Genomic DNA, 24,915 nt, shown 5'->3' on the forward strand with positions numbered 1-24,915 from the left:
TTCTCCTGACTACATCTACATCGCCTCGCACTACCATCGCTCAATAATATCCCCTTCAGATACACGCATTTCGGAACCCTGGAACGAAACCGTCCTCTCGCATGTGAATCAGGCTTGACTCCAGCCATCAGCATACCCTCTCCACATCTTGCAGTCTGATACCAATGTGTTCCTTTTAATAAATCGTTTATTTCCATTTTAATTCAGAACGCGTTACAATCTACCCGCAGCACTTACTGGAAGTTTTCCGAACCGCAAACACTGTCATCATGCCATCTATCTTAGTTATTGACGATGATCAACAGGTGTGCGGCGTCCTTCGAGAAGCCTTTGAAGTCGCCGGCTATCACGTCAACATTGCGTATGAAGGAAATGAAGGCATCGCGAAGTATCGGGCATCGCCTTCGGATCTCGTCATATTGGATATCTTAATGCCGGGAAAAGAAGGATTCGAAACTATCCGTGAGCTACGTCGTGACTTTCCCTCCATCAAAATTATCGCGATCTCAGGAGGCGGTGACCACGCACAGGTGAATCTCCTTGATCGGGCAAAGCAGATAGGCGCCAATTACGCGTTCAAAAAGCCATTTAAGATTAACGACTTTGTTGAATTCGCCGCTTCACTGTTGACAGAATCATCAACATGATTCACGATTGACTATCAACGGTCAAGTCGTCTTGTATCACAGAAGCCAACATTTCCTGACCCGTCATTGAAACAGACGATGCTATACTTTCGAACGAAACCGAACCCGGCGTTTCAAGTCATTCTCCATGACGCACTGGAATTAGAACGTCAGGAGATTTCGCGTATTTCAACGGAAAAGGATATCGACATCTGGGAAGCCGGCTATGGCACGGTATCTGAAAACTTTTCACCCTACAGTGCGCTCGTCACCATCGAACAATTACTCCTGGCCAGTTCGCAAGAGACCGTGTACCGACTGAATGACTACCATTGCCTCCTAATCTATGAATGCCTCAAAAATTACTGTGCAATTCAAGACGATCTGGCTCACCAAGAAGACGGCAGGCGCTTGACCGTTGCAGAACATCGACTTCATGACATTGACTTTCAAGGAATGATCGACCTGTACTTTTGGGATACAGACTGCTTATTGCTACCCGACAAGATTTCCTCACACGAGCTTGATCCGGATCTCTCCTGCTTGCACAATGACGATTCCACTTATTTGACGGCAGACCTTCAACCTCATCCTCGGTTTCTCCAACTCACCCCAATAACTGACCTGATGTGGAGGATCGCAGAACAAGATGAGATGTTTCATACACACGCTCGGCATAACCCTGACTTCAGCTAATATCATTTCATCATACGAAGGAACAATGTGGCATGAACAAACCCGCACACACTCAGTATCCTATACATGCGCTCATGCAAGAACGGTGGAGCCCAAGGGCGTTTGTCAACAAAGCTGTCGAAGTACAGAAACTCCAAAGCCTTTTAGAAGCTGCACGATGGGCAGCCTCATGCTTCAATGAACAACCGTGGGGATTTCTCGTGGCAACCAAACACCGAAAGGACGCACACGATAACATGCTGACGTGTTTGGCAGATGCGAATCAAGTGTGGGCCAAACATGCCCCAGTTCTGATGATTACCGTAGCGAAACTGAACTTTGCGCACAATGGGAAACCCAATCGCCATGCCTATCATGACATTGGACTCGCCGTAGGAAATCTCGTCACCCAGGCAACGGCTCTAGGATTGGGGGTTCATCAGATGGCTGGAATCTTTCCGGACAAGGCCAAGTCGTTATATAACATTCCTGAAGATCATGAAGCGGTAACGGGGCTCGCCATTGGCTACATAGGAGACCCCCAACAATTACCGGACGAGCTACGAGAACGAGAAGTCGCAGAGCGGACTAGACATCCACTAGCAAATTTTGTCTTTACCGAACAATGGGGACAGTCGGCTCCCCTTACGAAGTAACTAACCTTAAGTTTTTCACCTAACAATTTATACCTCTTGTTCACGTCGACATTCCGTGTTTGTTATTGAAGGAAAATGCTCTACATATCTCCATCATCTTATCATTCATCACTATCCATTTCAGGTTCTGCCGTTCATTCTCGCGAAGATTCGGACCATTTCGCCTAACAAGTTAAAAAGGTATAACGTATGCCATTCCCGCAACGACGAGCATTCCTCCTCAGTCTTGCCCTGTTCACATTTCAACTCCTTTCTCCACACTTCCTCTTGGCGCAAGACGTTGCACACAATAACGCGACAAGTTGTCTCTGGAGCGTAACGTCAGGGAAAAATACGGCATACCTCCTAGGGTCGGTCCATGTGCTCAAAAAAGAAAACTACCCGTTACACAACACGATTGATCAAGCGTTCCGCGCAGCATCACATCTTGTTTTCGAGGTGAACCTTGAGGAAATATCTTCTCCTCTCGCGCAGAGACGTTCTCTCACCAAAGGCCTGTATACCGATGGCCGCACATTGAAGGACGTCCTTTCGCCAGAAAATTTTGCATTTACCAAAACAACCCTTGAAAAACATGGGTATGGCATTGAACTGTTTAGCCGCATGAAACCCTGGATGCTGGCCACAACAATCACCATAGTGGAATTACAAAAACTGGGGTTTGAGACAGGTCTTGGCGTCGATCAGCATTTCTTTCAGAAGGCCAAAGTCCAGGGGCAAACCATTGAAGGTCTCGAAACGGTTGAGTATCAACTCAATCTCTTTGATGGCTTGTCACCGAATACCCAGGAACAGTACCTGCTTCAAACGCTTTCTGAGATTGACGTTCTTGAGCAACAAACGCGTCAATTGGTCGACTCCTGGACCCATGGGCGAATTGAAGGCTTAGAAGTGATGTTAGAGAAAATGAAGAAATTCCCTGAAATGTACGAAGCCTTGATTATCCGGCGAAACAACAATTGGCTGCCGCAGGTCGAATCATACTTGCAGAACAATGAAACCTCGATGATCGTGGTCGGCACTCTCCACCTGATCGGCGAACAAGGCCTGCTCGCACTGCTGAAAGAAAAAGGGTACGTCATTACGCAACTGTAGTCGATTCCTCCTCCTAGGAGATAAGTCTCCGCCCAAGATTCTCAGCTACCATATACTCACCGTCTCCTTTTCGTTTGGACATGTCGTTAAACTGTCCGTCTTTACCACTCGACGCCTCACGATTTTTTCACGTCTTCTTATGAACGAAAAGAAAGCAAGAGTGGAAAATCATCCGGAATTGGCATACAGTGAGCAACACATATCTTGCATTTCGAATCGAGTCTTTCATGGCAATTGTCTTCAGCAGTTTCTTATAGAAGATACGATTCACGAGCAACGAACACCAGACTTCAAAGGAGCGAGACACTCATGATTACAGCAATTGGCGATGTTCTACGACGGTGTTATGAACGAGGGTGGATTACGTCACGAGATGGCAATTGCAGCTTGCGGCGAGCGAGAAGCGTGTATATTTATATCACGCCATCGGGATGGCGAAAAACGATTGTTCACCCGGAACACATGATCAAAATTAAATTAGCCAATGGCGAGATGCAGATTCCGAAAGAGACCAATCCCTCGGGAGAACTGCATATGCATTATCTCCTACTCAAAGGAATGAACAGAACGCGCGCAGTGGTACATGTTCATCCTACCCATGTCGTCGCCGCCATGTACCGAGGTTTCGATCTCCAGAAAATCTGCAAAGACTTTCCGGAAATCTATCGCTACACCCGCATTGGGCCAATAGTTCCGATGCTGCCAGCGATTAGCGCAGAACTAGGGGATGCCACCGCGAAGGCATTAGGCGTGACGGACAAGAATCCAATTGGAGAATACGATATCGTCGGACAAGCCAACCATGGCGTCTGCTCTATGGCCTCGGACCCCTGGTCAGCCTACGAACACATAGAACGGCTCGATCATATTTGCGAAATTGTCTTGAACAGCGGCGTGTCGCCTTGACGAAAAACTCTTCGCCACGAATCCTAAAATCGCCGCGTATTTTCAGTTTCATGTCATCGTACTTTTTTCTCTTTAGCTTCTTGCTCGATCAAGTCATGGCTCGTTATAGTGTCACCCAGTCGATGGTACAATAAACAACCACATCATTCGTACAATCCCTCATACCACTGCCTCCAGGGAAAGGAGTATTCATGGCGAAGAAGAAGACTTCCCGTTCGTCGAACAAGAAGAGTTCATCCTCAAAAACTTCCTCAAAGGCGAAAAAGGCTAAACCAAAATCCACTGCGGCAACGAAAAAAACATCTTTAGCCAAAAGTAAAACTAAGCCAAAAACAAAGAGTGTCAAAACAGTATCGACATCCAAGGTAAAACCGAAATCTGCTGCGAAGGCAAAACCCAAGACAGCACACGCGAGCAAAAAATCCGCTTCGCCCAAAAAGACTTTAAAAAAATCCAGTTCTTTGTCGACGAAGAAAAAACCCACGACCAACGGTTCGACAGTAGCGAAACTCAAGAAAATCGCGTCCAAACCCCAAACAAAACCGTCCACCAAACGGACGGTAACAACCCCCAAAAAACCCTCCGCTAAAATTCAAACAACACCCCTCAGCAAACGAGCCACCACAGCATCTCGATCACCCAAACCTCAGACCACGAAAAAAGACGGACTCTCCGCCAGTGAGCGGTACAACATCGGAGGGCTATTCGCCTGCGCCATTGATCAAGCCAGAGACCCAGGGTTACGGAAATTGAAAAAAGCGCTGAAGCATCTTGCCCTCACGACTCAAGAGCAAGAAAATCTCGTACGACTGACTCAGGGGTTTATGATACCCAAGTTATTTGCAGATGAGATTCAAGATGAAGCGACTCGTAAGCTGGCGGTAAAAGAATTGGTAGGCTTTGCGAAAACCGAAAGTCATTACGAACGAGAGTGGCAAGCCGATCTAGAACAGTTTTCGATTTGGCTGGGAGTTCCAATGACATAAAAACGTGAATCGTTGCTTGTTGCTCGTGTCTCGAAAAAGATCTTTTCATATTTCTTTAACGAGATACGATTCACGAGATACGAATTATGTGAGTTCTCGCCGGCCTTCAATGGACTTCAATAGCGTGACCTCGTCCGCGTACTCAATGTCCATACCGACAGGAATACCGTATGCAATGCGCGATACGCGGACGCCATGCGGTTTGAGAAGTTTCGTGAGATAAATGGCTGTGGCTTCGCCTTCGATAGTCGGGTTGGTAGCAATAACCACTTCCTGTACTTCTCCGGACTTCACGCGCTCTTCCAATTCATGCGCTCGAATGTCAGCCGGGCCAACTCCATCTAAAGGAGACAACGCCCCAAATAAGACGTGATACAACCCATGGAAGGCCTTACTTTGCTCAATAGCTTGAAGCGTACTTGGCTCTTCGACAACTAGAATTTTCGTTCGGTCACGCTTCGGATTCAAGCAGATATCGCACAGCGACTCCTCTGCAATATTTCGACATTGAGTACAAAAAGCTACACGCTCTTTGACATCCCGAATAGCATCGGCTAGGCGCAACGCTTCTTCTTTATCGGCCTTCATGATATGGAACGCTAACCGCTGCGCTGTTTTCTGCCCGATGCCGGGAAGCCGGAGGAATTCTTTAGCGAGACGCGCTAAAAATCCACTATGTTGACGGCCCGCTCCTGCTCCTTTTTCTGCAATGGTACCTGACACGTTCTCCTCCTGTTGAGACTAAAACATACCAGGGATGCCCATACCGCCAGTCAACGACTTCATCTCTTCAGCCATCAAATCCTTCGCTTTTCGCAACGCCTCATTCGTCGCCGCCACCAACAAATCTTGAAGCATATCGCGATCTTCGGATTTCATGACTTCGGGATCAATCGTCACATTGACAACCTGCATGGCCCCGCTCACTCTGACCGTTACCATGCCTCCACCCGCGGAGGCCTCCACTTCCTTCGTCGCGGCTTCCGCTTGAATTTTCCCCATTTGCTCTTGCATCGCTTGCGCTTGCTTCAACAAATTACTCATATTACCAAATGGATTTTTTGACATCAGGCTTTTTCCTCCTTTGGGGAAACACGGTGGGCCGAGACAACTTCTCCCCCAAACTTCTCAAGGGTTTGTTTTACGATCGGGTTGGCACGCACTTCGTCTATAAGGTTTTGATCTTCCTGATCCTGGTGTTTTGATCGTTTCTCTCCGATCGTCAGAGCGGCTGGTTTAGTGCCATCAAGTTCAACCACGCGCACATTTACCGCATGTCCTGACACCTGCTGACAAACCTTCGCAACCAATGCTCGATTTTCAGGCTTATCGGTTCGCCATCGTGCAACGGAAGCATTTTTGGGATACCCAATAATAATCTGCTCAGGATCGACTTGTACCAATGTGCCCATCTCGACAAATGTGCCGATATTGGGATGTTCCTTCATGAGCTGATCCATCACACAGTCCCAGTCGACTGGAGATTTCGCCGTCATCTGTTCCACCTTAGAGACCTGCTGCTGGTGCGAATCATCAACGCTCCCTACTGGCTTTGCCGACAGAGGCTTGCTCACAGGTTCAGGACGGGTTGTCGCCGTGCGTTCCGCTTGAGAATGTACGCGAGCATTCGACTGAGGCGGTGGATCTTGGCGGCGAGGAATAGGCTTGGCAGAGGATTGTGTTTGATGACGTTCAGGAACGGGTCGACTTGGAGGAGGGACAGGCTGCTGACGTGGCAACGATGCGGAAATGGGTAGGGCGTCTTGCTGAGGCACAAGCGTAGCTCCCTTTCCTAATTGCGTGGCTCGAACCACCGCAGCTTCCAACAAAAATCGCGGATGTGCGCTCATCCGAAGACTATCCTCAGTTTTTGAAAAAATCTGAAAGACCTCTTGCAGAAACGCTTCGCTCACTTGCTGGGCTTGACGAATGGTGATTTCGACCTCTTCACCCGGTAATTCAATCAATGATTGGACGTGTTCACGAGAAGACACCACGGCAGCTACGAGCACGTTTCGAAGACGTTCGACAACTTCCTTACAATAGATTCGCAGTTCATACCCTTGATCGAACGCCTGTGCCACACAGGTGACTCCAGCCGCAGCATCTTGCTGAACCAGAGCATCTATCAGATTTCGCACCAATTCATCAGGAACAGAGCCCAACAACGTTTCGAGATCCTCATGGCGTACGGAATCACCTCCAAATGCTACAGCCTGGTCCAGTAAGCTCAGGGCATCCCGCATACTGCCATCACTGGCTCTGGCAATCGATGCCAGACTGCGTTCTTCAATGGATGTGCCGGTTTCTTTGACGACATGCTGCAATTGACGAATAATTTCCAATCGCGAAATTCGTCGAAAGGTGAAGTGCTGGCAACGCGATAAAATAGTGGCAGGAATCTTATGAACTTCCGTTGTCGCAAAGATAAAGACGGCGTGACTGGGAGGTTCTTCCAGGGTCTTCAATAAGGCGTTGAATGCCGAATTGGAAAGCATATGGACTTCGTCGATAATGTAGACGCGATACTTTCCACGAAACGGAGCAAACTTGACGTTTTCTCGCAATTCTCGTACATCATCGACCCCGGTGTTGGACGCTCCGTCGATTTCAATGACATCGACTGATTGACCACGAGTAATCTCATCGCAACTTGCGCATCCTTCACAGGGTTCTCCGGTTGGCCCTTTTTCACAATTCAACGCTTTGGCCACTATTCGTGCAACGGTTGTTTTTCCCACGCCCCGCATGCCTGAAAAGACATAGGCATGGGCCACCCGCTCTCGCCCAATCGCGTTTTTGATAGTCTGAACCACATGAGGTTGTCCGATAACCTCTTCAAAGCTACCTGGTCGATACTTTCTGGCGAAAACCTGGTATTCCATAGGATTTCTAAATCAAAGTGCAAAATTAAATACGACCGAAAGTTTTCAGAAGACGTAATTTTGACTTTTTCAGTGAAAAAAATCGGGGCCAGGTGATCCTGCGGCACCCAGACTAGCCTGCTTACCGTTGCTTCCTTCCGGACCTGGCGGAGTTCACAGGATTCTGTTGCACAGGGCCCAGCCCCTCAATCTCATGGCACGTGATGCGTCATTTTCTTTTGTGAATTGTAATTCCGTTTCTATCCATGTCTTCTATCAATGCCATACGGCAGACGGGGGTTTCAATGCACTCGGCCACAATTTTCACGCCATGCCCTTTTAAGTGATTTATCGCATCCTGAAAATCATCCACCTCCAGAGCAATCGAAGGCCCACTCTGCCCCGATGGACTCCAGGCATTTGAGAGGGCCAGGGTTTGCGACCCAATTGCGTATTCAACCCAGTATATCCCCGGCATTCCAGGAATTTCTCCATCGATGGCACCGGGGGTCAGCCCCAGAATACCTTCATAAAATTCTCTGGCTCGTTGCACGTCCGACACCGGATACCCTGTGAATGCGACTTCTGTAATCTTTAATCCCATAAAGATTTCCTCTTGTAGATCTCCTAATGATATGACCCTTGGGGTCGAATTCCACTCGTTTCAGACTGAATGTTCTTTCAGTAAACCAAAATGGCGGAGAGGGAGGGATTCGAACCCTCGGTACCGTTGCCGGCACACGTGATTTCCAATCACGCCGAATCGGCCACTCTCGCACCTCTCCACACTCGACAACACACGCTCTTAGTTGGTATCACGCCAAGGCATTCTGGCACAACTCAACACCTTCCTCACGAAATTAAATATGAAGACAGCAAGGAAGTTGAGATACCTACATCACTCAGGAAACGCGATCTTACCACGAGGCCTACAGTGCGACAAGCAAGCATTTTATAGGGTGTGCGGGCTTCCGCTATCAATACCATTTCCTCATTCTTCATTCATGAGATCGTGTGCGGGCCTGGAATTGTCGTTGCCGCCTTGTGGACCCATGGAGCGCTGAAAACAGGTGCCCTCGAAATATCATCATGAACACGCCGAGAATCGGGGTACAAAGGATAATCAAGATTGAACTTCCAGCGCTTGAAATACCTAAGTACTGAAACCAGCCCGTCAATACACGAAATGGCACGGTGAAGATTTGAAAGAAATCAAGGCCTCCCCTCATCCCGGCTTGACTGGAAAATTCAAAAAAGAAGGATAGGCCAAAGGGGGCCAACAGAATAGCAATCGGAAGAAACCACTCGATCCAGTTCTCAATAACAAACTCATAGCTTTCCCGTACTACTTCCATAGCTGACCCTTGCCGTCGTTGATAGATCACTTCCGGAACCGGGTTTAATAAGACGAACACAAGAAAGAATACGGCTGTAGTCAGGACGGGACGGTAGGGATTGGCTTGCAAAGCCATTTGCAACATCATGAGAGGAAACCACACGAGAAACCCCACGGAAATGACATCCCAGAAATACTGCCCTGCACTGTGTGGAATATCGGCCCACTGTATTGTCCGTGCCCCTAAGACGACCTGTTCAATGAGATATAACGTTGCGCCAATGATGAACGCATTCGCAGCCCCAGCAATCAAACCGCCGAGCATGCCAAGCGACGAAGCCAACGCGCTCACTACCAGCATCAGAAGAGCAAAGCCCACCACAACAAACGTCATGATCCATCCTCGCAGAAACGAGCGGACGGTGGCCTGCATAGCCTGCGTGTAAAGTTGAATGGTGGCCTGAATGAACTCCGCCACGAACTGATCCTAGCGCGTTGATTCCTAACGAGATGATTGAGGTGGGTGTTTCAAAGCCAAGATTTCTTGCTGCATCTGATCTCGCTCTTGGGCAATCTTCCTCAAGCGACTCGGACGATTAAACGTCCACGGCTTGAGTTTTTCCTTGAATGTCACTTGTCGAGGCGGAACGCTTTCAGCCGGTGAATGCTGAAAATCGTAACCCTTGTGATCTTTACGGCTTTCCATGAACTTTCGATAGATATCTTGATAAAGATTTTTGAGTGCCATAATGCTGCTACCATACTCTACTCAGAAAATTCTGGCAAGAAGTCGCCGTTCACTCGTCTAGACCAACAGGAGTCTGTTATCTTGATGGTAGAGACGGAAATCCCGAAGATTTAACGGTTTTGTGCTTTCCTAAGTCCCTTATTTTCCATTAGAATCAACCTTTGAGCCTGATTCGTCATTGACCATGGCCAAAAATATGCGAGAGTGGCGGAACTGGCAGACGCGCGAGACTTAGGATCTCGTGGGTAACCGTGGGGGTTCAAGTCCCCCCTCTCGCACCACAACGAACACGACATCATCAGGGGAGGCCATTGGAAGAAAGAGAAGTGCCCTTAAGGCTTAGCCTTAAGCAATTTTTTGATATACACTCATTATTTAACCCTTCATATGCTTGCTAGCTATAGAGGAGTGACTGCTCCATGAAATTGGAAATGACAGAATTAGGACCAGTGAAACGGGCTCTCAAGATTGAGGTCCCGGAAGATGCCGTCAATGATGAATTTCAAAAGGTCTATGGCGAACTCAAACGTCAAGTCCGCATCCCTGGGTTTCGTCAAGGCAAAGCCCCTATTGCCGTGCTGGAAAAACGCTATGCGAAAATGGTTGAGCAAGATGTTGTGCAACGAATCGTTCCCAATTACTACCAACAAGCCGTCAAAGAGGCAGGCGTGGTTCCTGTGGTCGTCGATATCCCGCCTTTTGAACGCCTCAAGATTCAGCGCAACTCTCCATTTACCTTTACCGCAACCGTCGACATTAAACCGACCATTAAACTGGGCGATTACCGTCCACCAAACCCGATATCCTTAAAGCCTGACGCTCGTACCGTCACCGAGGAACAGATCCAGCAAGCCTTGACGAATCTACAAGAACAGCATGCGCAAATTGATGCCGCCCCAGAGGGTGCCGTGCTTGCTGACGGCATGCATGCCGTTTTGACCTTGGAAGGATTACTTGATGGAGAACCGGTAGAAGGCACCAAAAAGACAGGCCATTTACACAAAATGGGCTCAAAAACTCCCATTCTCGGAGTGGAAGCTGAAGAACACTTGCTCGGACAGACTGCCGGATCACGAGTCGATATCAAACAAGAGTATCCCGCCAATCACCCGGATGAACGACTGGCCGGGAAAACCGTCACGTTTAGCTTCACAATCGATGCCATCAAACAACAAACACTCCCTGAGTTGGACGATGAATTTGCGAAAGACTGCGGGGACTATGAAAACCTGGAGCAACTCCGTACGGCGATCCGGGAGCAATTCGATACGATGCTCAAACGGGATATCGAAGATGGGTATAAAGAACAGATCATCAACCGGCTCGTGACCATGCATCACTTTGATATTCCTGAACCGCTCATTGAACGTGAACTGCAAACCATGGTCCGGCAAAAATTGCTTCGCGATCACCAAAAAGGACAAGGCGGCGCAGATGATCCACTCAAGCTTCAAGAAGAAGCCAAACAGCTTCAACAAGAACTCCAGCCCGAGGCGAAAAAACGCGTGAAGCTGGGATTGATCCTAGAAAGCATTACGGAAAAAGAAGGACTGACCGTCGAGGACGAAGATATCGAAGCCGAAATGATCAAGCTGGCACAGCAGGTGAAGCTCCCGGTAGAGGAAGTGCGCAAAATGGTTGAAGCCGGAGGCCAGCAATCACGCGAGGAGTTTCGTGAACGTCTGCTTGCTGAGAAAGCGCTCCAATTAGTCTACCAATTTTCCGTAGTTCAGGGGTAAGCTATAGGCGAAACTCTCGTGAAGAATTTGTAGATCTATTCATACGAAATTGTTAAGAAACCCAGATACGCAAACCGATAAAGGCCCTGAGGAGGAACTGACCGTATGCTGATTCCAATGGTTATTGAACAAACCACTCGTGGAGAACGCTCCTACGATATTTACTCACGTCTTCTAAAAGACCGAATCATCTTTTTAGGTGCGCCCATTGATGACGTCTTTTCAAATGTCATTATTGCCCAGCTGCTGTTCTTGGAAGCCGAAGATCCAGAAAAAGATATCAATGTCTACATTAACTCCCCGGGAGGCAGTGTCACCGCTGGGCTTGGGATTTACGACACCATGCAGTACGTGCGATCTCCCATCACCACGATTTGCTTGGGACAGGCCGCCAGCATGGGCGCCCTACTCCTCTGTGCCGGAACCAAAGGGAAACGCTTTGCCCTGCCCAATGCCCGAGTCATGATTCACCAACCGATGGGCGGATTTCAGGGACAAGCTACTGAAATTGATATTCAAGCTCGGGAAATTCTGAAAATTCGAGAACGCTTGAATGAAATCATGGTGAAACATACGGGGCAACCGTTAGAAAAGATCGCCCGCGATACAGAACGGGACTACTTTATGTCGGCAGAAGAAACGAAGGCCTATGGTCTGATTGACGAAGTCATCAGCCGCAGCCCAGAACAAGGGAAGACGGACAGTGACACGACAAATGGAAAATCTTCGTAATTATCGACACCAGCTATAGTATCAACGATGGCCAAACAAACAAAATCCGACGCGAATCTCCGATGCTCTTTCTGCGGAAAAACCCGCGACCAAGTTCGGAAACTCATTGCGGGACCAACCGTCTATATCTGTGATGAGTGCGTCGGCCTGTGTAATGACATCATCTCTGAAGACTGGCAAGAGGCCAAAGAAGAAATCTCATCAAAACTTCGCAAGCCGGTTGAGATCAATGAATATCTTGGACAATACCTGATTGGCCAGGAACGGGCCAAAAAAATTCTCTCCGTGGCCGTCTATAACCATTACAAACGGATTGCGGCCAACGAATTAGATGACATCGAACTGCAAAAGGGCAATATTCTCCTCATTGGTCCAACCGGAACAGGGAAAACCCTATTTGCGCAAACACTCGCCGAATATCTCGATGTTCCATTTACCATTGCCGATGCGACAACACTCACAGAAGCTGGGTATGTGGGAGAGGATGTCGAAAATATCATTCTCAAACTCCTGCAGGCCGCAGACTATGAAGTTGAACGTGCCGAGCATGGCATTGTCTACATCGACGAAATCGATAAGATTACCCGCAAGTCTGACAGCCCGTCGATTACCCGGGACGTATCCGGAGAAGGCGTTCAGCAAGCATTACTGAAACTGATTGAAGGTACCGTGGCCAATGTCCCCCCGCAAGGCGGGCGGAAGCACCCGCACCAAGAGTTTATTCAAGTCAATACGAATAACATCCTGTTCATTTGCGGTGGAGCATTTGTCGGACTGGAAACTATTATTGAGCAACGCCTTAACCAAAAACGTATGGGATTTCGAGCCGAAACCAAAGGGAAACGGACCAAAGACTCGATCTCCTTGCTTCCATTTGTCCAACCGGAAGATTTGCTTCAATACGGACTCATTCCAGAATTTATCGGTCGCCTTCCCGTGCTTTCCACATTGGATGAGTTAGATGAATCTGCCTTGATTCAAATATTGACTCAGCCCAAAAACGCACTGATCAAGCAATATCAAAAACTCATGATGCTGGATAAGGTCAAATTAAAGTTTACGGATGGGGCCTTAGCCATTATCGCCCACAAAGCACACATCCAAAAAACCGGAGCTCGAGGATTACGGGCTATTCTTGAATCGAAAATGCTGGAAGTGATGTATGACATCCCCTCACATCCGGAGATTGAAGAAGTGTTAATCACGGAAGATGTGATCCGGGGGACCGGCGAACCAATGAAAGTGTTGCATCAATCAAAAGGCGTCAAACCCGCCGTAGGATCGTAAGCCAACCCAATTCGGTTCTTTCTCACTCGAATACGAAAACACGCTCACACTCAATACCTCTCGACGCAGCCTCCTACATAGACATATGCCGGAAGAACGAAGGTTCTCCCGGCATGTATGTCGTACCACCTCAAACTCGAAGAAACAATTACTCGATACTACAGCGAATCCAAATACGTTTCAAACGGAAAAATACAACAAACTCCGCGCGGTACAAGGTGTGAATCAGCGCAAGTTATTTGAAACGGCTATAGCGGCTTGCTCCTTCTTGTTTCGTCGCGCACGCCACAAGCCCATTCCAACCATGCCCGTTGCAAACAACGCCATGGTGCTTGGCTCAGGCACAGCTGCTGGGGCGGCAATGGGGTCACCCATCAACTGTACATTATCGATATACGTACCTTCATAGTTTCCAAAATAACTGTCTGTGACATCTGTCCAAAACCGTAACTGCAGTTTGGTGTCATTCGCATACGAACCAAGTGACGCAGTGTTCCAAGTCCAACGACTTCCACCTAATTTATGACTTGCGATATTCGTCCAAGAGCTGCTTCCGAGCGTTCGGAAGTCAACATAGAACTTATCAGAATAATCAGAATTCGACAGAGGTTTAAAATCATACATCAAGGACAAATTGTCATATCCTCGTGTATCGATCCAGCGAGATGCCGCCGCATCGGGAAGTCCAGAGCGAGAATCCCGAAGCTGAAGATGATTGCTCACAATAGCAACATCATTGGAATTTTTTTCGGTTTCATACCACCCGTTCCCAACGTTGGAACTGTACTTATACTTTCCGTAGCCCCGATCAAAGTTGTCTTGAAAGATGATAGAGCCGGCAGAAGCGGTTGACGCCATACCGCCCATAAGCACAAGCGCGGCGAAACCTGCGGTCAGGCCTTTTCTCAAACCGCATGAAGAATGAGTGATACTCATAATGACCTCCTCGTTAAACCTGGATAAATATAATAAATGGTAAAAATCTCTAGATAGCATGTAATAGCAATGCCAATGCCAAGACTATTCATCACATTTAACGTATTGAGATAACAAGGGAATGTATCTGTGCGAGATAGACAGACCGTGAGCAACAGCATGGGGGAGACGTGATTGCGGAGCAATTCGTGATTATGTGTAAAAAAGTTTCTTCCGAATGGGATGACGATGCGGTGCGATCACATAACTTTTGCACAACATAGAGGATGTTCTTGAATACTGATACTCTCCACGTATAGTTGCTTTTGATTTTTTCCACTGCGGGAATTGGCAGGTTTTCTGACAGCGACCACACTGTTGCGAAGCAGTGCAGGTGAACGTTTATGACCGTTCCCTTGGTTTCCTATCGCTTGCTGCTTGCTGAGTGACTTTTTCACCGGACGTCGGAACGCTCAACAAATTAGGAAGAAAGACAGAAAGCTTTTCATGCGTACCGTTGATTCGCGAGAGAGGACTCTAAGAAGGCAGAGAGAAGGGAGGACATGGACTCGCCACAATAGCTGACATGCACGAGCGTTGAGTAACTGACTGACTCATGAGATTATCTCTATCCAGTTTCTTCGTAACCGCAACCCTCTTTTTGACAATAGATCCGAGTTCCGGCTTGTTTACTAATTTTTTCCACCAAAAATGGCGCCTGACAATTCGGACAGGCTCGCTTCACAGGTTTATCCCAGAGGGCATAATTACAGTTGGGATACCGACTACAGGAGAAAAATGTGCGGCCTTTTTTGGTCCGTTTTTGCACAAGATCGCCATTACAATCTTCAACAGGACATTTCACGCCAAGCTTAATGGGCTTCGTGCTTTTACATTCAGGATATTGCGAACAGGCCAAGAAACTCCCAAACCGACCACGTTTCACCACCATGGGACTTTGGCATTTGTCGCAGATCTCATCGGTCACTTCCGCAACTTCTTCGACAATCTGAATCGCACCGTTTTCATCCTTCGTAAACTGTTTCGTCGTTTTACATTCCGGATATCCGGGACAGGCAAGAAAGTACCCACGCCGCCCCCACTTGATGACCATATTCTTCCCACATTTTTCACAGATAATTTCGGTTGGTTCTTCTTTGCCTTTGACCGCCTCCATTTTTTCTTCAGCAACGCCTAATTCTTTCGCAAACGGCGAGTAGAACTCTTTCACCGTTGAGACCCAATCCTTTCCGCCTTCTTCAATCTCATCAAGTTCACTTTCCATTTTGGCGGTAAACTTCACATCGAAGACATCGGGGAAATGTCCGACCAGCCGATCATTCACCATTCGTCCGAGTTCTGTCGGTTTAAAACGCGCCTCTTCTTTTTCGACGTACTGCCGGTCTTGAATCGTCGAGATAATGGTGGCATAGGTTGAGGGTCTTCCGATGCCTTTTTCTTCGAGCTCTCGAATCAACAAGGCTTCATTGTACCGAGGCGCCGGCTGTGTAAAATGTTGCTTAGAGACCAATCCTGGTTCTTCGCTTTCCACAAGCGTCAGCTGTTCACCAAGCGCAAGTTCCGGCAATCGAATATCTTCATCGCTCACCGCATCCGCTTCTTTCACAGTCGAGGATGTCACTTGATCGACGCCTTCCGTATAGACACGACGAAATCCATCAAACTTTTCTACGGTTCCCGTCGCACGGAACCCGTACGCATTCGCGGCAATATCAACCTTCGTGACGACATCAAGCCCTTGCGTCATTTGAGACGCCACAAATCGATTCCATATCAATTTATAGAGTTTCGATAAATCGGGTTCCAAATATGCCTGAATACTTTCGGGATGACGTTGGACAGACGTTGGCCGAATGGCTTCATGAGCTTCCTGCGCGGCCTTTTGCGTTTTATAGACATTGGGACTCGCAGGTAGATACTGATCGCCATATGTGCCTTGAATATAGTTTCGTAACTCTTCCTGCGCTTCAGGAGCGATTCGTGTTGAATCCGTACGCATGTAGGTAATCAACCCAACCTGTCCCTCTTGACCGACGGCAATGCCTTCATACAGACGTTGAGCCAGCATCATGGTCTTCTTGGCAGAAAACCTCAGTTTCCGCGCCGCTTCTTGCTGGAGACGACTTGTAATAAATGGAGCCGACGGATTCCGACGACGATCCTTCTGCTCAATATTTGATACGGTAAAGGTCGCCGATTCTAAGGCCTGAGTGATGGTATTGGCCTCTTCTGCTGTTCTCACTTCAATTCGCTCCCCACGAAAGTCTTGAAGCCTGGCCTGAAAGGGTGGAGGACTCCCCCCTTGTAATGCTGCAGTCAGCGTCCAATACTCTTCCGGTTCAAAAGCTTCTCGTTCAGTCTCCCGTTCACAGATCACACGAACCGCCACCGATTGAACTCGTCCAGCACTTAATCCACGACGAATTTTTTTCCATAGCAACGGGCTCAACATATACCCCACAATCCGGTCAAGCACTCGTCGAGCCTGCTGAGCATTCACCTTCTTCATGTCGATCACGCCAGGGGACTCCAGAGCACGCTTGACTGCCGTTTCGGTAATCTCATTAAACAACACGCGATATACCTGATGGCCTTTGGCGCTGAGTTCTTCCGCAATATGCCAGGCAATGGCTTCCCCTTCGCGATCCGGATCTGGAGCCAGATAAATATTTTTTGCGGTTTTCGCTTGCGCTTTAATATCGGTCAGAATCTTGGTTTTCCCGCGAATGACCACATACTGCGGCTGAAAGTCATGATCGAGGTCAATACCCAGCTTACTTTTCGGCAAATCCTTTATGTGTCCAACCGATGCAATAACTTGATATCCTCTTCCAAGATATTTCGTCAGCGTTCTGGCTTTCGTCGGAGACTCGACAATCACCAAAGATTTTCCAGCAGATGATTTTGTGGTCGTTTTTTTCACGGCAGGCGGTTTTTTCGTTGTTGCCGTTTTTTTAGCGGTCGACGTCTTTTTGGCCGTTGAGGTCTTTTTCGTTGTTGACGTCTTTTTGGCTGTTGACGTCTTTTTTTCGACTGATTTCACCACTGACAGATTCTCCTCTTCAAGAGACGATTGACTGGTTATCGAACAGACGTTCGAACATACTGAGACCCAGCTAATTGCCGAATAACCCCCTTCATCTCCAAGGACAGTAAAACACGCATAGCCTCGGAAGGGGAACACCCCACCTGAGAAAGTAAATCCTCAAGACTCACGGGGTCAAACGAAATGCAGTTATAGAGCGCCTGCTCTTCCACTGCAAGCACTGGAGTAGGGCTCTGTTCTGAGACCTGGTCTCGCTTGTTCAGATGATGATGAAACGAGGCATCGAGTTGCGGGAGCAATTCCTCAAGAATGTCGTCGAGACCTTCGACTAATTTTGCACCCTGTTTGATCAGGAGATGAGGGCCTCGACTCGTTTCATTCGTGACCGCTCCCGGCACGGCAAAAACCTCACGATTCTGATCGAGGGCAAGACGCGCAGTAATCAACGACCCGCTTTTTTCAGTTGCTTCAGTCACGACCACTCCTAGACTCATTCCACTGATTACTCGATTGCGTTGCGGAAAATGATAGCCATGGGGAACAGCCCCAGGGGAAAACTCTGAGAGGACGGCTCCATGCTGTTCTATCCTCTCGCGTAACGGTTTATGCTCCGCAGGGTACGTTCGATCAATGCCACACCCTAATACCGCAAGCGTCCGTCCCGTCGAACATTCCAACGCCCCTTGATGAGCAGCGAGATCAACCCCTCGAGCTAATCCACTCACGACGGTCAATCCCACTGATGCCAACTCATAGCTCAAGGTGCGAGTGAAGGCCAATCCAGCAGGCGTCGCGTTTCGTGAACCCACAACCGCAATAGCCTGATGATCCACCTCGTTGAGTTGTCCTGTCACATAGAGCAATGGCGGAGGGTCGGCGATCGTTTTTAAGCGTGACGGATACTGCGAATCGAGAATCGTGATGACAGAGAAGTTGCCTTGCTCAATCGCCTTCACTTCTCGTTCGACCACCTTGAGCGTGTGATCATCCGGACGCTGTTGCATTCGCTTCGCCACGGATGCACTCACGCCTTGCGCGACGAGTTCTTCAAGAGAGGCCGACTGAACAGCCTGCGGCGATCCAAAGCCCAGTATCAGTCGCGAGACGGTTCCAGCCCCGACACCTTTGGTTGCCCGCAGCGCAAGCCATGCTGACAAATCCTCCCTCATCCATCTTCACGCCGATCGACTTGCGGCCGTTCGTCCCTCAGCACGGTCAAGACTTCCTCCAACGACCATAATGTCATATTGCTCAAGATTGAGAAGTGGATCGGCCTTCACAGCAATCTGGCAATGATATTGTTGCTCTAATTGTTCAATGCCGACATGCTCAGCGTCAAACAATAGTTCCACAACTCGAGGATTCGCCCCGATGACCAAACGTTGCTGGCCTCGTGCGCTTCCCACCCTTCGAACTTCACGAAAAATATCATAGATGACTGTCATGGCCGATTTTGTGTATCCGCGTCCTTCACAATCATTACACACATCAGAAAGCGTGCGAAGCAAATCTTCCCGGACCCGCTCTCGGGAAATCTCAATCAAACCCAAATCCGAGATACGTGAGATTCGCGTTTGGGCCTTATCGGAAGCCATGGCTTCTACAAATGCCCGATACACCTTGTCACGGTTACGCTCGCGCTCCATATCAATAAAATCAATGATGATAAGCCCGCCGATGCCTCGTAATCGAATTTGATAGGCAATTTCCCCTGCTGCTTCGAGATTATTTTTGAGAATCGTCTCTTCTTGGTCACGTTTGCCGACAAACCGTCCCGTGTTGACATCAACCACCGTCATGGCTTCGGTATGGTCGATCACAATATGCCCACCAGATTTCAGCCACACCTTTCGGCTCAACCCACGAGCAATCTCTAATTCAATGCCAAGGTAATCAAATAAGCCTTCATCTTTCTTATCATAGTGATGCACGCGAGATGCCTGCTCAGGAAGGTAGCGCCGAACAAAGTCTTTAACCTCATCAAAGTCCGGCTTTGAATCGATAAGCAAGCGATCCACTTTTTTCGTAAACAGGTCGCGCACGACTCGCAGCGTCAAACTCAGATCGGTGTGCAACAGGGCAGGAGCCGGCTCTCGATCATATTTCTTGATGACATCTTCCCACAGTGCGCTCAAAAAGTTGACGTCAGAAGCAAGGTCTTCCTCTGCCACACCCTCACACACCGTCCGAACAATATATCCATATTCCGGAGATCGGATTCGTTTCATAATTTCTTTGAGCCGCGCACGTTCTCCATCGTCGGCAATCCGGCGAGAGACACCAATGTGATCCACATTTGGCATAAAGACTAAAAACCGGCCAGGCAATGACACATAGGTCGTCACTCTTGGCCCTTTCGTGCCGATCGGGCCCTTGGAAATCTGGACGAGGAGTTCTTGACCTTCTTGCAGCAATTGTTCGATGGGGCGAGCCGTTTGTCGACGCGGCCTTGGCATTTCAGGTCCTTTTTCATCTTCCTCACTATCGATCAGTGTATCCCCAGGCTCCGTACCAACCGACAAATCAGACACATGCATGAACGCCGCTCGATCCAACCCAATATCGACAAAGGCTGCCTGCATGCCAGGAAGTACCTTGACGACCTTGCCAGTATAAATATCTCCAACAAAATCCTTCTTTTTCGCTCGATCCACGTACAACTCAGTTACAACTTTGTTGTCCAACACCGCCACCCGTGTTTCTTCTCGAGTCACATTAATGGCAATCTCAACACCCATCAGCACCTCCACTCCCCTCATCGTCGGGGGAGATATCGCATCGAACCATCACAACAATTTCCTTTCACCATACTTCTTTTCTCACGTCTTGCCAACTTAGGTCAGCGTCAATCGATGACGTTTGACATTAAACAGCAGTCCTAGTGCGGCTAAAGTCATAATCGTCGCACTTCCCCCATAACTCATCAAGGGCAATGGAATACCGACAATCGGGGCTAATCCCACGGTCATGGCGAGATTGACCAGAAATCCAAAGGCAATCACACTCACAACCCCAACGGCAATGAGCGCTCCAAGCGTATCTCGCGCCTTTGCGGCAACCTCCAAGCCCATCAAAAACAGTCCGGCATACATCGTCAACAAGACGACGACCCCCAGGAACCCCCATTCCTCTGCAAACACGGCAAACACAAAGTCCGTATGTCCTTCAGGAAGGAATTTAAACTGAGTCTGCGTTCCTCCGTAAAGTCCTTTTCCAAGCAATTCACCAGAACCGATCGCAATCCTGGACTGTAACCCATGATACCCTTTTCCGCCAGGGTCGTAGTTTGGATCAACAAAACTAAGGATTCTCTCCTGTTGATAACCGTGCAATGATCCCCATACCCCTCCCCAAGCAAAGGGAAAGAGCAGCAAGGCCGTAAGGACCACCAGGCCAAACGCTCGAGACTTCACCCCAACGGCTAACACCAGAACAATATAGATCGACAAGAAACTCAAACTACTCCCAAGGTCTGGTTGCTTCAGAATCAAGAGAAACCCTGGCAACACGATCAACCCAGGAAACACAAGACGTTGGAGCCATCCCACTCGGTGTTTAAACCCATAATAGGTTGCCAACGCCATGATCAGTGGAATTTTCACCAACTCAGACGGTTGCATGGCGAGAGGGCCCAAGGGAATCCAGCGTTGAGACCCACGGCTACTCTTCCCCGCGACAAGCACAACAACCAGAAGAATCAACCCTATTCCATAGAAAATATAAGAAAACCGCGAAAGCTTATGGTAGTCGATCCCTGCGGAGGCCACAAAGACTAACGAACCGATCACCACCCACATACTTTGTTTCAGATAGATGGGAATTCCAGAGGAAGGGTTGGCCGGCGTCACGCTATAAATCGAAAGGATACCTATGGCCACAATTCCGAGAATGATTCCCAAAAAACACCAATCGAACCCATCAAACCCTCGACGCAACCGACGATTAATCATCGCTTGATAACTCTGGTGCATGTTCCGGAGTGGACTCCAACGTCTCTTCTTGGTTGCCCGACTCAAGGTCCCCACCTGAGGTAAACTTGACATGGGCTTCAATCAACTCTTTCGCAATAGGAGCTGCCGCTGATCCTCCATGCCCCATGTGCTCGCCGAGAACCACGACAACGATGGTCGGTTCATCCACGGGGGCATAGGCCACAAACCATGCATGGTCACGAAACTCTTTCGGAATATCTTTTTCAGGGCCCGTTCGCAACGCGACGACCTGAGCGGTTCCCGTCTTCCCGGCTATGGTAACCAGAGCCGACTGGGAACGTTTGGCCGTGCCTTTCGTAACCACAGCCTCCAATCCCTTACGAATTTGCTTGAAAACAGCCGGAGGTATCGGAATTTGCCTGCTAGATGATGCGCCCACCTCTTCCATCATTTCAGTCCCACGCTTCCGAATCGCATGCACCAGCCGAGGCGTGACCATACGCCCATTCATTGCGGTTGCCGCAACCACCTGTGCCATTTGCATCGGAGTGACCGTCATAAACCCTTGCCCGATCGAGACCGAGATAGTTTCACCCGGATACCACGGTTCGCCCTTTGCACGTCGTTTCCATTCCGCAGACGGAACGAGACCCGATCGTTCAGACGGCAGATCAATACCCGTTTTTTGACCAAGGCCAAACTGCCGAGAATACGATGCAATAGTCTCGATCCCCATTCGATTGCCTAACTTATAAAAATAGACATCACACGATTGCGCTAATGCATCAATCAACTCGACCGCCCCATGGCCCCCTCGCTTCCAATCCCGATAGGTTCGTCGGCCAAATTTAAATCCCCCCGAACAAAACAATTCATCTGTGCTTTGGGCTGCTTGCGCACCCAAGACCGCCGCGCCCATCACAATTTTGAACGTTGAACCGGGAGGATATTGCCCTTGAATGGCACGATTGGTTAACGGATGTCTCGCGTCATTCAGAAGCGCCTTCCACTCAGCAAAGGGAACGCCACCAGATAGAGCAGTCGGATCAAAGCTTGGCCGACTTGCTAAAACTAAGACCTCTCCAGTCCGAGGGTCGAGTGCGACAACGGCACCAGCTTCGTCTTCTAATAAATCCTCGGCCATACGTTGAAGGCGAATATCGAGCGTGAGATAGAAATCATCACCAGCACTGGGTTTACGAACAGAAATCGTTTGTTTTTTATGGCCCAGCGCATCAACTTCTAACAGCTCACGGCCTGCAACCCCCCTCAACGCCTTGTCATAGGTTCGCTCAACACCATACTGCCCAACCATACTGCCTTGATGAAGTCCGTGATATTCCTCCTCTTTCAGTTTTGCTTCCGAAATCTCTCCAACATATCCAATGACATGCGACGCATATCCCCCGATAGGGTATTTTCGCTGATACTCAGGTTGAATGAATGTTCCTGGAAGCGTCAGGCGATGCGACTCGACGATGGCCGCTTCTTTCAATGAGAGGCCGCCCTTAATTTTGACTGTGGCGTTTCGCCTTGCATCTGAGAGCTTGGCGAGCAAGTCTTTCTCAGCAAAATGTAAACGATTTGTCAGTTCCGCAACCAGCGCATCCCGATCATTGACATCCTCCAGTGACACATAGAGGTTAAAACTCGGGACGTTGTTCGCGAGAAGTTGGCCATGACGATCATACAACAAGCCTCGCGCCGGCTCTAACATAATAGACCGGGTACGATTATCTTTGGCCATTTCTTGATACTCATGCCCATCGCGAACTTGTAATTGCCATAGGCGAAGCCCCAGTAAGGCGATGAGCAAGAGCAGCCCGACCTTAATCAGAATCAATCGACCTTGAATGTCAACTAATTCATTTGCTTGCTGATCGCTTTCTAACATGTTCGCTTGTCTGCACGCCCAGGTTCATGAATGTATCGTGCCATACGACTTCGTTATCGAAAACTTGAGGTATCCACTCCAGCATCAACAAAATTCAGTTTACTCAGCATCCAGTACACGCCAAAAGCCAGTAAGGCATCAAGCAGACCTTGCGGCAAGAGAATCGTTCGAAGCTCATGAATCAACAACAACCAATCGGTTTGCGGTCTTGCCGAGATGAGTGAAATGACCCCACTTGCACACGATAAGAGAAAGGTTGGGAGAAAGATAGCTTGTGCAGTGGTATTCGAAAGCGTCTTCGCAACCATCCCGGACAACAGTCCTGCGATCCCTTTGGTGATGAGATTGACGATACCCGCCCCACCTGAAAATAAATCTTGTACAAATCCTAACCCCACCCCTAACCCCAATCCACGGCTTTTCCCAAAAAGAAATCCTACCAAACACGTTGCGACCAAGCACAAGTCTGGGTGCACCCCCAACGGACTGATTTGAGCCAATACAGTCACTTGTATCGGCACCAGGACAAGGAGAAGACTGACATAGAAAACAATGTACATAGTCTCACATTATCGTGATGGAGCAAGCATTGGGAGAAGTTCTGAATCTGCCAATTGACCAGATGATGTCACGACCAGAACCCCTTCGAGTTTAGAAAAATCCACCATCGGGTGAATTTCAGCTGATTGAAATAACTCTGCATCGCCCGTTTCCAATTGACGGACACGACCAATCGGAAGACCTCTAGGATAATCTCCAGTCAACCCTGAGGTGACGACCACGTCGCCAATTTCAATAGTGGACAAGGGCGGCAAATATTTCATGCGCACAAACCCTTGTGCCGTTCCTTGCACAATCCCCTCATCACGGCTTCGCTGAATCATTCCGGCAATAGCAATGTTGGGGTCCGTTAACAACAGCACAATGGCTGTCGAAGGATTCACGTTCACCACACGCCCGACCACCCCGGTGGCCGCGACGACACCCATTTCATTCAAAATCCCGTCTTCGCTCCCTTTGTCGATAATAATGGCCCGATACCAATTCGTCGCATTGCGTCCGATCACGCGTGCCGCGACCGTTTCCATCAGCGCGTGTTCTTGAAAATCCAGCATAGCTGACAGTTGCTCTGACACAATCATTTGCTCTTGAAGTTGGCTCATCTTCGCATGTAATTGATCGATTTCTTCCTGAAGTTGAAGATTTTGCTCATACACGCCCTGTAGGGCAAGGTAATGATTCCAGGTGTCTCGAATGCTGAAGTCTAACGAGGAAAGGCCTTGAATGGGGACGGCGAGGATTTGCGCAACAGGATGGCTAATGCCATCGAGAAGCCCTTGGGTTTGTCGAGGCAGCAACAGAATCACGAGGACCGCAGCGATGAGAATGACCAAAAATACTCGCCGTACCCCAGAGCTGACCATGCCCGCGAGACCTGACTTACTCATGGCATCTCT

The 24,915-nt window shown here is 48.7% G+C and carries 24 protein-coding genes, 2 tRNA genes and 1 other RNA gene; 10 read left to right on the forward strand and 17 right to left on the reverse strand.

From position 1 onward, the window contains the following. The first annotated feature begins 269 nt into the window (after positions 1 to 269). From ACWHX8_RS19030 to ACWHX8_RS19050, 5 genes are all read left to right on the forward strand, one after another. Complete coding sequence (locus tag ACWHX8_RS19030; RefSeq protein ID WP_447969715.1) at positions 270 to 647, forward strand: response regulator transcription factor; 378 nt, start codon at positions 270 to 272, stop codon at positions 645 to 647. Between the two features lie 78 nt (positions 648 to 725). Further along, positions 726 to 1,322: a hypothetical protein gene (locus ACWHX8_RS19035; protein WP_447969716.1), complete on the forward strand. Its 597-nt coding sequence runs from the start codon at positions 726 to 728 to the stop codon at positions 1,320 to 1,322. Between the two features lie 32 nt (positions 1,323 to 1,354). Beyond that, a complete protein-coding gene (locus tag ACWHX8_RS19040; RefSeq protein WP_447969717.1) occupies positions 1,355 to 1,957 on the forward strand; it encodes a nitroreductase family protein in 603 nt (200 codons plus the stop codon). A gap of 189 nt (positions 1,958 to 2,146) precedes the next feature. Beyond that, complete coding sequence (locus ACWHX8_RS19045; RefSeq protein ID WP_447969718.1) at positions 2,147 to 3,052, forward strand: TraB/GumN family protein; 906 nt, start codon at positions 2,147 to 2,149, stop codon at positions 3,050 to 3,052. Positions 3,053 to 3,361: 309 nt separating this feature from the next. Continuing rightward, positions 3,362 to 3,958, forward strand: coding sequence for a class II aldolase/adducin family protein (locus tag ACWHX8_RS19050; protein ID WP_447969719.1), 597 nt, complete (start codon positions 3,362 to 3,364; stop codon positions 3,956 to 3,958). A gap of 103 nt (positions 3,959 to 4,061) precedes the next feature. On the opposite strand, the gene ACWHX8_RS19055 is transcribed toward ACWHX8_RS19050, so the two are convergent. Next, on the reverse strand, positions 4,062 to 4,442 hold the full coding sequence (locus ACWHX8_RS19055) for a hypothetical protein (RefSeq protein ID WP_447969720.1): 381 nt from the start codon (positions 4,440 to 4,442) through the stop codon (positions 4,062 to 4,064). Here ACWHX8_RS19055 and ACWHX8_RS19060 point away from each other — a divergent pair. Continuing rightward, entirely contained in the window at positions 4,420 to 4,944 is a 525-nt protein-coding gene (locus ACWHX8_RS19060) for a hypothetical protein (protein WP_447969721.1), read from the forward strand. The genes ACWHX8_RS19055 and ACWHX8_RS19060 overlap by 23 nt on opposite strands. Before the next feature lie 84 nt (positions 4,945 to 5,028). Here ACWHX8_RS19060 and recR read toward each other — a convergent pair whose 3' ends face one another. From recR to ACWHX8_RS19100, 8 genes are all read right to left on the reverse strand, one after another. Then, positions 5,029 to 5,667 (reverse strand): recombination mediator RecR, encoded by a 639-nt coding sequence (recR, locus tag ACWHX8_RS19065; RefSeq protein WP_447969722.1) that lies wholly within the window; start codon positions 5,665 to 5,667, stop codon positions 5,029 to 5,031. An 18-nt stretch (positions 5,668 to 5,685) separates the two neighbouring features. Beyond that, complete coding sequence (locus ACWHX8_RS19070) at positions 5,686 to 6,012, reverse strand: YbaB/EbfC family nucleoid-associated protein (protein WP_447969723.1); 327 nt, start codon at positions 6,010 to 6,012, stop codon at positions 5,686 to 5,688. Then, on the reverse strand, positions 6,012 to 7,829 hold the full coding sequence (dnaX, locus tag ACWHX8_RS19075; protein WP_447969724.1) for a DNA polymerase III subunit gamma/tau: 1,818 nt from the start codon (positions 7,827 to 7,829) through the stop codon (positions 6,012 to 6,014). Before dnaX ends, ACWHX8_RS19070 begins: the two co-directional genes overlap by 1 nt. An 83-nt stretch (positions 7,830 to 7,912) precedes the next feature. Continuing rightward, an RNA gene (ffs, locus tag ACWHX8_RS19080) (signal recognition particle sRNA small type) lies at positions 7,913 to 8,012 on the reverse strand. Between the two features lie 25 nt (positions 8,013 to 8,037). Next, positions 8,038 to 8,412, reverse strand: a complete 375-nt coding sequence (locus tag ACWHX8_RS19085) for a VOC family protein (protein WP_447969725.1) — start codon at positions 8,410 to 8,412, stop codon at positions 8,038 to 8,040. 91 nt (positions 8,413 to 8,503) lie between these two features. Beyond that, a tRNA-Ser gene (locus ACWHX8_RS19090) sits at positions 8,504 to 8,593 on the reverse strand. Between the two features lie 213 nt (positions 8,594 to 8,806). Then, positions 8,807 to 9,622 carry a hypothetical protein gene (locus ACWHX8_RS19095; protein ID WP_447969726.1) on the reverse strand — a complete coding sequence of 272 codons (816 nt, stop codon included), beginning with the start codon at positions 9,620 to 9,622 and terminating at the stop codon, positions 8,807 to 8,809. 24 nt (positions 9,623 to 9,646) lie between these two features. Further along, on the reverse strand, positions 9,647 to 9,892 hold the full coding sequence (locus tag ACWHX8_RS19100) for a hypothetical protein (protein ID WP_447969727.1): 246 nt from the start codon (positions 9,890 to 9,892) through the stop codon (positions 9,647 to 9,649). A gap of 198 nt (positions 9,893 to 10,090) precedes the next feature. Here ACWHX8_RS19100 and ACWHX8_RS19105 point away from each other — a divergent pair. The 4 genes from ACWHX8_RS19105 (at position 10,091) to clpX (ending at position 13,650) form a co-directional block, all read left to right on the forward strand. After that, positions 10,091 to 10,173: transfer RNA gene (locus ACWHX8_RS19105), tRNA-Leu, on the forward strand. Positions 10,174 to 10,311: 138 nt separating this feature from the next. Beyond that, positions 10,312 to 11,631 (forward strand): trigger factor, encoded by a 1,320-nt coding sequence (gene tig / locus ACWHX8_RS19110; protein WP_447969728.1) that lies wholly within the window; start codon positions 10,312 to 10,314, stop codon positions 11,629 to 11,631. Positions 11,632 to 11,736: 105 nt separating this feature from the next. After that, on the forward strand, positions 11,737 to 12,363 hold the full coding sequence (clpP, locus tag ACWHX8_RS19115) for an ATP-dependent Clp endopeptidase proteolytic subunit ClpP (RefSeq protein ID WP_447969729.1): 627 nt from the start codon (positions 11,737 to 11,739) through the stop codon (positions 12,361 to 12,363). Positions 12,364 to 12,390: 27 nt separating this feature from the next. Next, complete coding sequence (gene clpX / locus ACWHX8_RS19120) at positions 12,391 to 13,650, forward strand: ATP-dependent Clp protease ATP-binding subunit ClpX (protein WP_447969730.1); 1,260 nt, start codon at positions 12,391 to 12,393, stop codon at positions 13,648 to 13,650. A gap of 225 nt (positions 13,651 to 13,875) precedes the next feature. On the opposite strand, the gene ACWHX8_RS19125 is transcribed toward clpX, so the two are convergent. From ACWHX8_RS19125 to mreC, 8 genes are all read right to left on the reverse strand, one after another. After that, the gene (locus tag ACWHX8_RS19125; RefSeq protein ID WP_447969731.1) at positions 13,876 to 14,586 is read right to left on the reverse strand and encodes a PEP-CTERM sorting domain-containing protein; all 711 of its coding nucleotides are present in this window, start codon (positions 14,584 to 14,586) and stop codon (positions 13,876 to 13,878) included. A gap of 607 nt (positions 14,587 to 15,193) precedes the next feature. Further along, positions 15,194 to 17,629 (reverse strand): type I DNA topoisomerase, encoded by a 2,436-nt coding sequence (topA, locus tag ACWHX8_RS19130; RefSeq protein ID WP_447969732.1) that lies wholly within the window; start codon positions 17,627 to 17,629, stop codon positions 15,194 to 15,196. A 38-nt stretch (positions 17,630 to 17,667) separates the two neighbouring features. Further along, positions 17,668 to 18,789: a DNA-processing protein DprA gene (gene dprA / locus ACWHX8_RS19135; RefSeq protein ID WP_447969733.1), complete on the reverse strand. Its 1,122-nt coding sequence runs from the start codon at positions 18,787 to 18,789 to the stop codon at positions 17,668 to 17,670. An 18-nt stretch (positions 18,790 to 18,807) separates the two neighbouring features. Beyond that, positions 18,808 to 20,370, reverse strand: a complete 1,563-nt coding sequence (locus ACWHX8_RS19140) for an Rne/Rng family ribonuclease (protein ID WP_447969734.1) — start codon at positions 20,368 to 20,370, stop codon at positions 18,808 to 18,810. Between the two features lie 96 nt (positions 20,371 to 20,466). Beyond that, positions 20,467 to 21,603, reverse strand: a complete 1,137-nt coding sequence (gene rodA / locus ACWHX8_RS19145) for a rod shape-determining protein RodA (RefSeq protein WP_447969735.1) — start codon at positions 21,601 to 21,603, stop codon at positions 20,467 to 20,469. Then, positions 21,575 to 23,458 carry a penicillin-binding protein 2 gene (mrdA, locus tag ACWHX8_RS19150; RefSeq protein WP_447969736.1) on the reverse strand — a complete coding sequence of 628 codons (1,884 nt, stop codon included), beginning with the start codon at positions 23,456 to 23,458 and terminating at the stop codon, positions 21,575 to 21,577. The genes rodA and mrdA overlap by 29 nt, the downstream gene beginning before the upstream one ends. Positions 23,459 to 23,511: 53 nt before the next feature. Continuing rightward, the gene (locus ACWHX8_RS19155) at positions 23,512 to 24,018 is read right to left on the reverse strand and encodes a hypothetical protein (protein WP_447969737.1); all 507 of its coding nucleotides are present in this window, start codon (positions 24,016 to 24,018) and stop codon (positions 23,512 to 23,514) included. A gap of 9 nt (positions 24,019 to 24,027) precedes the next feature. Further along, on the reverse strand, positions 24,028 to 24,906 hold the full coding sequence (gene mreC, locus ACWHX8_RS19160) for a rod shape-determining protein MreC (RefSeq protein ID WP_447969738.1): 879 nt from the start codon (positions 24,904 to 24,906) through the stop codon (positions 24,028 to 24,030). Positions 24,907 to 24,915 lie beyond the last annotated feature (9 nt).

This window comes from Nitrospira sp. M1, from assembly GCF_965152605.1.

Excerpts from the sequence above, each read along its gene's own strand:
- mrdA (WP_447969736.1), bottom strand. The coding sequence starts at position 23,458 with ATGTTAGAAAGCGATCAGCAAGCAAATGAATTAGTTGACATTCAAGGT.
- tig (WP_447969728.1), top strand. The coding sequence starts at position 10,312 with ATGAAATTGGAAATGACAGAATTAGGACCAGTGAAACGGGCTCTCAAG.
- ACWHX8_RS19070 (WP_447969723.1), bottom strand. The coding sequence starts at position 6,012 with ATGTCAAAAAATCCATTTGGTAATATGAGTAATTTGTTGAAGCAAGCG.
- ACWHX8_RS19040 (WP_447969717.1), top strand. The coding sequence starts at position 1,355 with ATGAACAAACCCGCACACACTCAGTATCCTATACATGCGCTCATGCAA.
- ACWHX8_RS19155 (WP_447969737.1), bottom strand. The coding sequence starts at position 24,018 with ATGTACATTGTTTTCTATGTCAGTCTTCTCCTTGTCCTGGTGCCGATA.
- ACWHX8_RS19125 (WP_447969731.1), bottom strand. The coding sequence starts at position 14,586 with ATGAGTATCACTCATTCTTCATGCGGTTTGAGAAAAGGCCTGACCGCA.
- mreC (WP_447969738.1), bottom strand. The coding sequence starts at position 24,906 with ATGAGTAAGTCAGGTCTCGCGGGCATGGTCAGCTCTGGGGTACGGCGA.
- ACWHX8_RS19030 (WP_447969715.1), top strand. The coding sequence starts at position 270 with ATGCCATCTATCTTAGTTATTGACGATGATCAACAGGTGTGCGGCGTC.
- ACWHX8_RS19050 (WP_447969719.1), top strand. The coding sequence starts at position 3,362 with ATGATTACAGCAATTGGCGATGTTCTACGACGGTGTTATGAACGAGGG.
- ACWHX8_RS19045 (WP_447969718.1), top strand. The coding sequence starts at position 2,147 with ATGCCATTCCCGCAACGACGAGCATTCCTCCTCAGTCTTGCCCTGTTC.
- ACWHX8_RS19140 (WP_447969734.1), bottom strand. The coding sequence starts at position 20,370 with ATGGGTGTTGAGATTGCCATTAATGTGACTCGAGAAGAAACACGGGTG.
- clpX (WP_447969730.1), top strand. The coding sequence starts at position 12,391 with ATGGCCAAACAAACAAAATCCGACGCGAATCTCCGATGCTCTTTCTGC.
- dnaX (WP_447969724.1), bottom strand. The coding sequence starts at position 7,829 with ATGGAATACCAGGTTTTCGCCAGAAAGTATCGACCAGGTAGCTTTGAA.
- ACWHX8_RS19100 (WP_447969727.1), bottom strand. The coding sequence starts at position 9,892 with ATGGCACTCAAAAATCTTTATCAAGATATCTATCGAAAGTTCATGGAA.
- ACWHX8_RS19085 (WP_447969725.1), bottom strand. The coding sequence starts at position 8,412 with ATGGGATTAAAGATTACAGAAGTCGCATTCACAGGGTATCCGGTGTCG.
- ACWHX8_RS19035 (WP_447969716.1), top strand. The coding sequence starts at position 726 with ATGCTATACTTTCGAACGAAACCGAACCCGGCGTTTCAAGTCATTCTC.
- rodA (WP_447969735.1), bottom strand. The coding sequence starts at position 21,603 with ATGCACCAGAGTTATCAAGCGATGATTAATCGTCGGTTGCGTCGAGGG.
- clpP (WP_447969729.1), top strand. The coding sequence starts at position 11,737 with ATGCTGATTCCAATGGTTATTGAACAAACCACTCGTGGAGAACGCTCC.